At 61.5% G+C, this 743-nt stretch carries 1 protein-coding gene; it reads right to left on the bottom strand.

Annotated elements, in window-relative coordinates:
* On the bottom strand, positions 1-743 hold a 743-nt coding region (locus CXQ94_RS23715; RefSeq protein WP_104092580.1), incomplete at both ends, for an IS5-like element ISPa16 family transposase.

Genomic DNA, 743 nt, shown 5'->3' with positions numbered 1-743 from the left:
GGCGCGCCATCCATAGGTTCGACAGCGCGAACAGCGTCACCAGCTGAGCGGTGTTCTTGGCCAGGCCACGGAAGCGCACCTTCACGTAACCGAACTGGCGCTTGATCACTCGAAACGGGTGCTCGACCTTCGCTCGCACTTGTGCCTTGGCCTTCTCGATCTTGCGCTTGGCTTTGTACAGGGCGCTGCGTTTATCGAGCTTCTTGTAGGTGCTGCGGCGTGCTGCGACCTGCCAGATCACTTCGCGGCCAGCATGTTCGGGGCGCTTTTCGACGCCGGTGTAGCCGGCATCGGCGCAGACGACGTTCTCGTCACCGTGCAGCAGTTTGTCGACCTGGGTGATATCCGCCACGTTGGCTGCCGTGCCTACCACGCTGTGTACCAGCCCCGACTCATCATCCACGCCGATGTGCGCCTTCATGCCAAAGTAATACTGGTTCCCTTTCTTGCTCTGGTGCATTTCCGGGTCGCGCTTGCCGTCCTGGTTCTTGGTCGAGCTGGGCGCGTGGATCAGTGTGGCATCGACGATAGTGCCCTGGCGCAGCGACAGGCCGCGATCCCCCAGGTAGCCATTGATTACGCCGAGGATGCCGGCTGCCAGCTCATGTTTCTCCAGCAAGCGACGGAAGTTGAGGATGGTGGTTTCGTCGGGAATGCGCTCCAGGCTCAGCCCGGCGAACTGACGCAGGATGGTCGTCTCGTAGAGCGCTTCTTCCATGGCCGGGTCGCTGTAGCCGAACCAG

Source organism: Arthrobacter sp. GMC3 (genome assembly GCF_002929305.1).
Lineage (GTDB): Bacteria > Actinomycetota > Actinomycetes > Actinomycetales > Micrococcaceae > Specibacter.
The sequence above is the reverse complement of the archived record's forward strand: the minus strand, read 5'-3'. Positions and strand labels throughout refer to the sequence as shown.